Annotated in this window: 8 protein-coding genes and 1 pseudogene; 5 read left to right on the top strand and 4 right to left on the bottom strand. The window is 70.1% G+C overall.

Going from position 1 to position 8,534, the window contains the following annotated elements:
- Nucleotides 1-400: 400 nt before the first annotated feature.
- Nucleotides 401-1,306, bottom strand: a complete 906-nt coding sequence (locus FrCorBMG51_RS13660; protein WP_047223460.1) for a PfkB family carbohydrate kinase — start codon at nt 1,304-1,306, stop codon at nt 401-403.
- Nucleotides 1,307-1,434: 128 nt separating this feature from the next.
- Nucleotides 1,435-2,676, bottom strand: a complete 1,242-nt coding sequence (locus tag FrCorBMG51_RS13655) for a peptidase M50 (protein ID WP_200902446.1) — start codon at nt 2,674-2,676, stop codon at nt 1,435-1,437.
- A gap of 354 nt (nt 2,677-3,030) precedes the next feature.
- On the opposite strand from FrCorBMG51_RS13655, the gene FrCorBMG51_RS13650 reads away from it, so the two are divergent.
- The 5 genes from FrCorBMG51_RS13650 to FrCorBMG51_RS13630 all read left to right on the top strand — a co-directional run bounded on the left by FrCorBMG51_RS13650 (nt 3,031) and on the right by FrCorBMG51_RS13630 (nt 8,096).
- Nucleotides 3,031-3,819: a class I SAM-dependent methyltransferase gene (locus FrCorBMG51_RS13650; RefSeq protein ID WP_047223459.1), complete on the top strand. Its 789-nt coding sequence runs from the start codon at nt 3,031-3,033 to the stop codon at nt 3,817-3,819.
- Between the two features lie 368 nt (nt 3,820-4,187).
- The gene (locus FrCorBMG51_RS29660; RefSeq protein WP_052914656.1) at nt 4,188-5,942 is read left to right on the top strand and encodes a putative T7SS-secreted protein; all 1,755 of its coding nucleotides are present in this window, start codon (nt 4,188-4,190) and stop codon (nt 5,940-5,942) included.
- Nucleotides 5,943-6,025: 83 nt separating this feature from the next.
- A complete protein-coding gene (locus FrCorBMG51_RS13640; protein ID WP_157180497.1) occupies nt 6,026-6,820 on the top strand; it encodes a hypothetical protein in 795 nt (264 codons plus the stop codon).
- Between the two features lie 5 nt (nt 6,821-6,825).
- Nucleotides 6,826-7,281 carry a hypothetical protein gene (locus FrCorBMG51_RS13635; protein ID WP_139342333.1) on the top strand — a complete coding sequence of 152 codons (456 nt, stop codon included), beginning with the start codon at nt 6,826-6,828 and terminating at the stop codon, nt 7,279-7,281.
- A complete protein-coding gene (locus tag FrCorBMG51_RS13630) occupies nt 7,278-8,096 on the top strand; it encodes a hypothetical protein (protein ID WP_047223456.1) in 819 nt (272 codons plus the stop codon). Before FrCorBMG51_RS13635 ends, FrCorBMG51_RS13630 begins: the two co-directional genes overlap by 4 nt.
- 16 nt (nt 8,097-8,112) lie before the next feature.
- Here FrCorBMG51_RS13630 and FrCorBMG51_RS34780 read toward each other — a convergent pair whose 3' ends face one another.
- The gene (locus FrCorBMG51_RS34780; protein ID WP_476742164.1) at nt 8,113-8,328 is read right to left on the bottom strand and encodes a UvrB/UvrC motif-containing protein; all 216 of its coding nucleotides are present in this window, start codon (nt 8,326-8,328) and stop codon (nt 8,113-8,115) included.
- 147 nt (nt 8,329-8,475) lie between these two features.
- Nucleotides 8,476-8,526, bottom strand: a pseudogene (locus FrCorBMG51_RS34775) (hypothetical protein); the annotation flags it as partial.
- Nucleotides 8,527-8,534 lie beyond the last annotated feature (8 nt).

The raw sequence follows: 8,534 nt of genomic DNA, 5'->3' as shown, positions 1-8,534 counted from the left end.
ATGGACGCCCGCCGGCTCGCCGACAGCATTCACTATCCGTGGAACCCGCACAACCATGTGTCGAGATACCCCGAAGGCGCCGGCCAGCGGATCGAACGGGTCGAATAGAATCTCAGGTTTTCGCCGGCTCTCTCGGAACGGTTCGACGAGGGCCGGCGAACACGCGGCAGCCCGCGATGCGGGGCGCCCGGCACGGGCCCGGCCCACACCCGGGGCGACGCCGGGACAATTTCGGTTTCGGACACCACCAGCGACAACCACGACCGACAACCGACAACCGCCGATAACCGACAACCTTCAAGATCAACTTTGGCGCCAGAAGTCGTCAACAGTGTTGACTACGGCGTGGGCGAAAGAAAAGACCTCCGAACGAACGAGATCGAAACAGAACGCAGGCGCGTCAGAACAGCCCGACGGCGCTGCGATCGATCGCGGTGTCCCGGCCGGCCAGCTTCACGACGGCGTCCCGGGTGGCGATCGCCCCCGGGCCGATTCCGCTGATGCTCAGCGTGGCAGCCGCCGCGGCAAACCGGACAGCGTCACTGACCGTGCTCCCCGTGTCCAGCGCGATGAACAGCGACGCGGCGAAAACGTCCCCGGCGCCGGTGTCGTCGACGAGACGGTCGGCCGCGATGGCGGAGAACTCCTGTTTCCCGTTCGCGAGCAGGACCTCCGCCCCGCGAGGACCCTTGGTGATCACGACGACCCCGCCGGCGCGACGCACCGCCTCGGCCACGCTGGCCAGATAGGTGGCCTCATAGTCGGCGAACACCACCGCGTCGATGTTCTTCGCGGTCGCGCCGTCGATGTGCAGCATGTGATGACGGACGAGCCGGCTGGCGTCCCAGGAACGGATCAGGCCCTGCGGGGTGAGCCCGACCAGCCCCCGCGCGCTGCGCCGGACAACATCGTCGAGGACGATTTCCCGCGCGACTGGCGCCAGATGCAGCACCCTGCTCTCCGGGAGCCGGTCGAGCCCCGAGACGACGCCCGCGGACGACTCCAGCCACTGGGTTCGCAGGCTGCCGGCGTTGTCGTTGCGGAACCGGGTCGTCTCCGGCGCCGGCTGGATGTAGAGAAACGCCTCCGCCTCGAACGGCGTCCACACCGGTGCCAGTTCCGCACCATGGCCGCACCCGACACCGGCTGCACACAGGCCCAGCCGCGCCGCCTGCACCACGGCGTAGACCATGCTCCCACCGATGGTGGAGGAGGAGTCGGGCAGGACGTCAAGTGTCGGGTTCCCCACCGCCAGGTAGTCGACGGGCGCACAGCCGGCCAACGCCTCGGCGGTCCTGATCGTCATGGCGGCAACAGTACTCGTGTCCGTCCCGGGCACTCCGGCGTATGCGCATGCCAGCATGCCATCGATCGACCCTGACCGGGGGCTCATCACACGGGCCGGCCGGGCAGGGGCGGCGCTTCGGGGAGCGCTCAGTCGACCGGCCGCGCGGCGTCCGGCACCCTACCGACCGTGCCGGGCCCAGCACCACCCGGCCCACCAGCACCACCATGCGCGCCGGCCACGGCGGCCCGCAACGACGCGACCGCCAACGCCTTTGTGATCTCCATATGGCCGACGGCGCCGACCGGCTGTGGCCTGGCGCCGCCGATGTCGTCGACCACCAGCGCGAGGCCCGCGCCCGGCCGTCCGGCCAGCCGCGGAAGCAGGTCGGTGAGCAGCTCGTCCGGCGTGGTCAGGCACACCGCGGCCATCGGCACACCCACCTTGCTGACCCTGGTCAGCCCACGGTCGTCCAGCGGGACCGCGTCAAGATCACGCAGGAACACGACACCAGCGAGAGCACCGTCGAAATCCACGACGGTGAACACCGTCCGCCCGGAGGCGGCCACGGCCGGCGCCACCACCTCGTCCACAGCGGCGGCGACCGTGCGCCAACCGGCCACGCTCTCGGGGGCGGGCCCCATCACCTCACCGACCCGGACGCCGGCCAGCAGCCGGTTCGTGCGCAACCGGGACTGCTCGAGACGGCCGGCGCCAAGCGCGATCCAGCCCAGCAGCGCCACCCACAGCCCCGCCGGGCTGGTCAGGAAGGTCACGGCCAGGCCCGACGCGATCAGCGTCCAGCCGACGATCACCGCGGCTCGGGCCACGGCGGCGTCGGCGCGTTCCCGGCTGCCCGTCCGGCGGTACACCGCGGCCGCGAGCAGCCGCCCCCCACCTGTGCGTGGCGTGGGCAGCAGCTCCGAGGCGGTGAGCAGCAGCAGGAGGCCGCCCGCCCACAGCCCGACGCTGCCGGCGAGCGCCGCGGCGCCGCCGGGGGCGAGCCAGCCGAGCACGACGAGCGCACCTCCCCCGAGCCCACCGACGAGCAGGCCGGCGCGGGCAACGCGGGCAGCGGCCACGGGTTCGGTGATCTGCGTCATGGTGGTCAGCCGGCTACCGAAGGCGCCGACCGTGATCCCGCTGACCTCGGCACCCGCCCGACGCGCGGCCGCGGCCCGGGCGAAGTCGGCGGCGAGCAGCACGCCGAACACCACTCCGGCACCGATGAGCCCGGCGGAGAGATAGGCGGCGGTCGGGCGGTCCGGCACCGCGGCCGGGAGTATGAAGGCGGACAGCAGGAAGGTCAACAAGGCGATGGCGACGGCGGCCCCGGGGCGTACCGACACCGGTGTGTGGACCGTTCCCCGCGGCGTATGGTCAGCGGTCATATCCGTTCGCTCCCCTTTCCGGGCAGGACGTATGCCGTGGGAAAGATCGCATCACCGAATTCGTCCTCTTCCAGACTTCCCGGTCCCCGGCGCATGCACACGGCCGGACCCCACGATTGTTGTTTAAGATTTCGTTACCGTTCCTTGACGATCACTGTCGGTTCCCATGACCACCGACCCTGCCCGTCCCTGCCGGCTCCCTTGCCGGCTCCCTTGCCGGCTCTGTCGGTCCCTGCCCGCCCCGGCACCGGTACGGAATCCGACCAGGGCCGCGCCCCTCGGCATTCCTCTCGGCGGCGGATGGCGTCCCATCCTGCTATCGAACCATCACCCGTCGCAACGTAGGATCGGTATATGTCTCACGAATGGGACGCCCATGGCTACGATGCCCTGCCACTGCCCCATGAGCAGTGGGGTCTGCGCACCCTCTCCCGCCTGGCGCTGGCCGGCGGCGAGACGGTCCTCGACGCCGGCTGCGGGACCGGCCGCGACACCGCCGCCCTGCTCGACCGCCTGCCCCACGGGCGAGTGATCGCCGTGGACGGTTCGGCCGCCATGCTGGACCGGCTCAGAGCCCGGCTGGCCGGCCGCACCGACCGCCTGGAGATCGTTCACGCGGACCTGACCCGGCCGCTGCGCCTGCCCGGCCCGGCCGGCCCGGCCGGCCTGGTCGACGCGGTCTTCAGCGTGGCCGCCTTCCACTGGATACCCGACCATGGCGCGCTGTTCGACAACCTCGCGGCCGTCCTGGCCCCCGGCGGCCAGCTCGTCTTCGAATGCGGTGGGCACGGGAACATCGCGAACGTCATCCGCGCCATCGACAGCCTGGTCGACGACGTGCCGGACGTGTGGAACTTCGCCGACGCCGCCGGGACGGACACCCGGCTGCGGGCCGCTGGCTTCGTCGACACCGAGGTGGCGCTGGTGGCGGACCCGGCGGTCTTCCCCGACGACGACCTGCTGCTGCGCTACCTGGAAACGGTCGTCCTCGGCGCGCACCTGGACCGGCTGCCCCTCGACGAACGGGCCGCGTTCACCCGGGCCGTCGCCGAACGCCTGCCCGCGCCCGTCGTCGACTACGTACGGCTGACCGTCCGTGCCGTGCGAGGGGGTCGACCGGATCCGCGGGGCGCACTGACGTGACCGTGCCCCGCGGAACACAGAACACAGTCGCACCCGTCGCGGCTGGCCCGGGGCCGCCTCCGGCCCGACCGTGCCCCGCGGAACGCGGACTCCCGCCCCGGGAAGAGCCGGTAGCGGGCCGGCCATCTCGGTCGACTCGGCTGGCTACGGTGGCCAGACGGTCACAGCTCATGTTAATTTCATCCTGTTTATGAGCTTTGCCTGGCTTTGATCCCTGATCCTGATCCTGCCTGGACGGTGCCCATGACGGTTGTGCATCCGCCGTTACGCGTTCCTCGCGTCCACCGGGTGTGTTCCGCGGAACACGGAGCCGGCCACGCCCGCCGCTGTTCCTGCCGCCCTGGCCGCGCTCCAGGTCGTCCGGTCCGGTGAGCCGTCCCACCGACTGGGGTGTCCTCGACCTCGAGCACGACCCAACCCCGGGCGACCCCTTCGCCGTTCGGGAGCTGGCGCGACGCTTCCTGACGTTCGTCGCCGACGTCGAGCATGCCCGCGGGCAGATCGCCACGGTCACCGTCGGCGGTGTCGTACAGTCCTGGGCCGGCACCGCCGGTGACGCCTTCCGCGACGAACTGGACGAGTTCCCCGGCCAGCTGACCAGGCTGGAGACGTCCTACCGGATGGCTGGCCAGGCCCTCGGCGCCTACGAGCCGATCCTGGACGCCGCCCAGCGGCAGGCCGACCGTGCCCTCGCGCGTGGTCGCGATGCCCGCGCCCGCCGTGACCACGCCCAGACCCTCCTCGCCCCGACCCAGACCGCGCTGACGACCGCGGCCGCCGCCCTCACCGACCTGGCCCCCGCTCTCCACCTGACCCCCGCCCTCCACACCGCCAGCGCGGGGATCCCTCCGCCCGACCCGGCGCAGCTCGCCCAGGCCATCCGCGACCGTGACGCCGCCCAGATCCGTCTCGAGCAGGCCCGCGACGCCGCCCGCGGAGCCCAGGACGATCTCGACGCCGCCCGCCGGCTCGCGTTGGCCGCCGGCCGGCTGCGCGCGGACGCCGCGCACACCTGTGGCCAGGCCATCCGCGACGCCTCCGACGCGGGCATCCGCAACAAACGCTGGTGGTCCTGGGAGAAGATCAGACAGACCGCGGGCAGCCTCTGGCACACCACCGTGCGGGCCGCGCAGATCACCGTCGCAGTCCTCGGCGTCGTCGCCCTGGTGATCGGCGGGCCGGCCGCCTGGATCGTGTTCGCCGCCGCTCTGGTCGTCCTCGCCGACACCCTGGCCCGCTACGCCGCCGGCGAGGCATCCGGCTGGGATGTCGGCCTGGCGTTACTCGGCTGCATCCCGGGCACCAGGGGGCTCACTACCACCGCCGGGCTCGCCCGCGGCCTGCGTGTGGCCGGCGGCGCCCTCCGCGACGGCCGCGTCCTCACCGGACTCGCTCATGGCGGCGCCATCACCCACAGCATCCTCGCCGCCGCCCGCACCCACCTCACCACCCTCACCACCAACCTCCGCGACGCCTCTACCCACGTCACCACGATTCTCAGGAACATCCTCGGGCCGTTCCCGTCGCCCGCACTGGCGATGGCCGGCGGCGAACCAGCCGGCCGGATCACCGGGCGTATTCTGAGAGCAGAAGCCGGTACGTCCCGTGGTGTCGCGCGCGCATGGACACCACCGGTCCACAGCCTGGAAAATCCGCACACCATACGATTCAGTCAGGAGAACGTGAGCCCGCAGACACACGATGACATAACCCTCTCCGAACTGGTGGAGAGCATGCGGACCGAGGGTTGGAAGGGAAAACCCATCGACGTCGTCGAACTCCCCGACAAGTCGCTGCTGAGCATCGACAACCGCCGTCTCCTCGCCGCCCGCGAAGCGGGGATAGACGTCCCAACCATACGCCACCACCCCGACGAGCCATTCCCGGAAGAACGAGGGAATTCGATATTTTTCAGACCGAATCACAATATCCGCCAGCTGTCAGACGGAAGCCTGGTCCGCGGTGGCACGGAGGGCGAAATATTATACAAGAAAAAGGACAAGCCACTGACATGGGGCGAAGCCGCTTTGTTCCGGACCGCCCGCCAACCAAACAATCCCGACGGTTCTCGGTTCCCCCTGATGGGACGCCTGGAACCACCGAGAATCTTGGCCGAAAAATGAGAAGCCGTTCGGATGCGCCATCCCTTCCAACGCTCGTGGAATGTTTTGCGAACTATCTTCGGGATCTGACGGGCAAACGTTCGGTGGATGAACTGCTTGTCGCCCTGGATACGAACGGGCTGTACCTCGAGCGCGACCTGCTCCAGGCCCGCCGGGACGGCCTGGCGAGACGGCTGCCCGCACCGGAGTCGGCCGGGATCTGGAGTGGCCGGCGCTGCTGGCTGGGCTGGTACCCCCCGGATACCAGCGAAGCCTCGGCAGGTGATCTGTGGTTCGACCCGGTCGAGATCTCGCTGATGGTCCTGATCCCACAGACCCAGGAAGATCTCGCCGAACTCGCCGCTCTTCCACCGCGCTTCCTGGCACGGCAGACGCCATTCGTGGGGTGGGTTTCCGTTCGGCAGATGGCGGTCTGGCAGGCGATGGGATGTTCGCTCGTGGCCGGCCGCGACCTGCTGGTCGACACGGATGCCGGCCCACCGCATGCGGCTGTCGCCGGGGTGCCGCCGGCGCTGGCGTGGGACATCGCCCTCTTCCTCGGCAAGGCAACCTGTGACCCGGACTACTGGGAGGCTGCCCATGAAGCACTGTCGGCGGAAGAGCTTACGGACATGTGGCCAGACGACGCCCCGGAGCACGCCGGCGAGGTGAACTCCGGATTCTGGATCGTCGTCGGGCGCGACGACGTCCTGGCCGGCACCCCGTGGGACAACGACCTGGGTGACAGCTTTCCATACCTTCATGCGTCTTACCCGGCGCCGGGCGTCCGCTTCCGGACCGCCGTCTCCAGCCAGCTGGGAATAATAAATCCGAACGATGAAAGCAAATCGTGGACTGCCATCGGCCGTCGACGGGCTGCCATGGCCGGGAACGAGTGAACGCGGTGATCGATCCGCGCCTCCGACGGTCCGCTGTCCTGACGGTCGCGGAGCGGTTGCGCAAACAGGGGTGGAGCGGTGGGCCGCTGCATGCGGTGGGGCTGCCCGACGGCACGAAGGTCACCCTGCAGAACGTCCTGCTCGCCGCCGCGCTCGAGGCCGGCCTCCAGGAGATTCCCACCCTCACGCATCATCCGGACGAACCACTGCCGCTCTTCATGGCCAGGGACTTCGTGCTCGTTCGGCCGATCCGTGAGCTGGCGGACGGGTCGTGTGTGGTCGGCGGCCGGGCGGGAGAGGTGTTGTTCCGCCGGGGGCGCCGCGCGGCGACATACGGCGAGGCCGCGTTGTTCCGTGCCGTAGGCCAGGCGGACATTCCCGATGGCGCCCCGGTGCCCTTCCCCTGGACGGCTGCCATGAGCACAGGAGAAAAACCAGACATGAGAGAAGGCCGGAAATGACCGGCACGCTGAACGACGCCTATGCCGATCATCTACGGCTGTGGGCGGCCAGGTCGACATCGCCGCGGCTGGTGGACGCGCTCGTACGCGGCGGTGAACTGGCCGAGGCCGAGCTGCTGCGGGCATATCTCGACAGTGGTGACCAGTGGGTGACCACATCACGGACATCGGGCGTCTGGCAGGGCAGGGCATGCTGGGTCGGCACCAGACCGCCGGTGGAGGCACGCAGCGGTGACCTCTGGTTCGACGTGGTCGAGGTGGCCTCCACTGTGCTGATACCGCGTCCGGATGCGGAGCTCGCGGCTTTCTCCGCCGAGGAGTGGCAGGCCATGACCACGTGTGTGAGCTGGCTGTCGACCAGACCGGTTCGGCGGTGGCAGTTCCTGGGCTTCGCGTCCGTCACCGGCCTGGACCCCGGCCGGACGATCGGCTCGTCCGCATATGCCATGGGCGTCCGCGGTGCCTGGGCCGACCGGTACGCCGGGTACTTCGGCAAGAGCCTGCCCGGCTGGGACAGCTGGTGGGGGACGTCCTGCGCGCTCAGTGATGAAATCATCAACACCATGTGGCCGGCGGACATCCCGGAGATCGGGTTTCGTGTCGCGGAGGACGCGATGGCGCTTCTGGGCCGCGCCCGCGCGCTCCTGACGGACCAGGATCCGGATGGCCCGTTCCCACTGGGTGAACGTTTTGCCGTCACGGACCGCTACTGGCTGCCGGGCATGCGGTTCCGGACGGAGCTGAGCACCCAGCTCGGCCTCCTGCCGGCCGACCGGGGAGAGACCGGGAACGCACCCGTACCCGCCCGGCCATGAGCGGGAAGGCCGTCGGTCATATACCGGCTGCGTGCATGCCGCGTAGTTCTTTTTTCAGTTCGGCGATCTCGTCGCGTAGGCGGGCGGCGAGTTCGAAATGGAGCTCCTTGGCCGCCTCGTGCATCTGGTCGTCGAGCTGGCGGATGAGCTGCGCCAGGTCGGCGCTGGGCATGCCGGCCAGCTGGGCCGCGTGCCGCCCGACCGCGCCGTCACGGCCCGCCTTCGAGGACATCCCGGGGGCCGGCACCTTCCCGCGGGACTGCGCGCGGCCGCCACCGCCGATGGCCCCGCCCTCGGCGTTCTCCCGGACGAGGTCGTCCAGGATGTCGATGACCTTCTTGCGCAGCGGCTGCGGGTCCACTCCCCGTTCCGTGTTGTAGGCGATCTGCTTCGCGCGCCGCCGGTTCGTCTCCTCGATGGCCCGCCGCATCGACGGGG

The organism is Protofrankia coriariae (assembly GCF_001017755.1).
GTDB classification, from domain to species: Bacteria; Actinomycetota; Actinomycetes; order Frankiales; family Frankiaceae; genus Protofrankia; species Protofrankia coriariae.
Note: the sequence above shows the minus strand (reverse complement) of the source record. Positions and strands in the feature narration are given on the sequence as shown.

Bases quoted from the DNA above. Each gene is read 5' to 3' on its own strand.
- FrCorBMG51_RS13660 (WP_047223460.1), bottom strand. From the start codon at position 1,306: ATGACGATCAGGACCGCCGAGGCGTTGGCCGGCTGTGCGCCCGTCGAC.
- FrCorBMG51_RS13655 (WP_200902446.1), bottom strand. From the start codon at position 2,676: ATGACCGCTGACCATACGCCGCGGGGAACGGTCCACACACCGGTGTCG.
- FrCorBMG51_RS13650 (WP_047223459.1), top strand. From the start codon at position 3,031: ATGTCTCACGAATGGGACGCCCATGGCTACGATGCCCTGCCACTGCCC.
- FrCorBMG51_RS13630 (WP_047223456.1), top strand. From the start codon at position 7,278: ATGACCGGCACGCTGAACGACGCCTATGCCGATCATCTACGGCTGTGG.
- FrCorBMG51_RS34780 (WP_476742164.1), bottom strand. From the start codon at position 8,328: ATGTCCTCGAAGGCGGGCCGTGACGGCGCGGTCGGGCGGCACGCGGCC.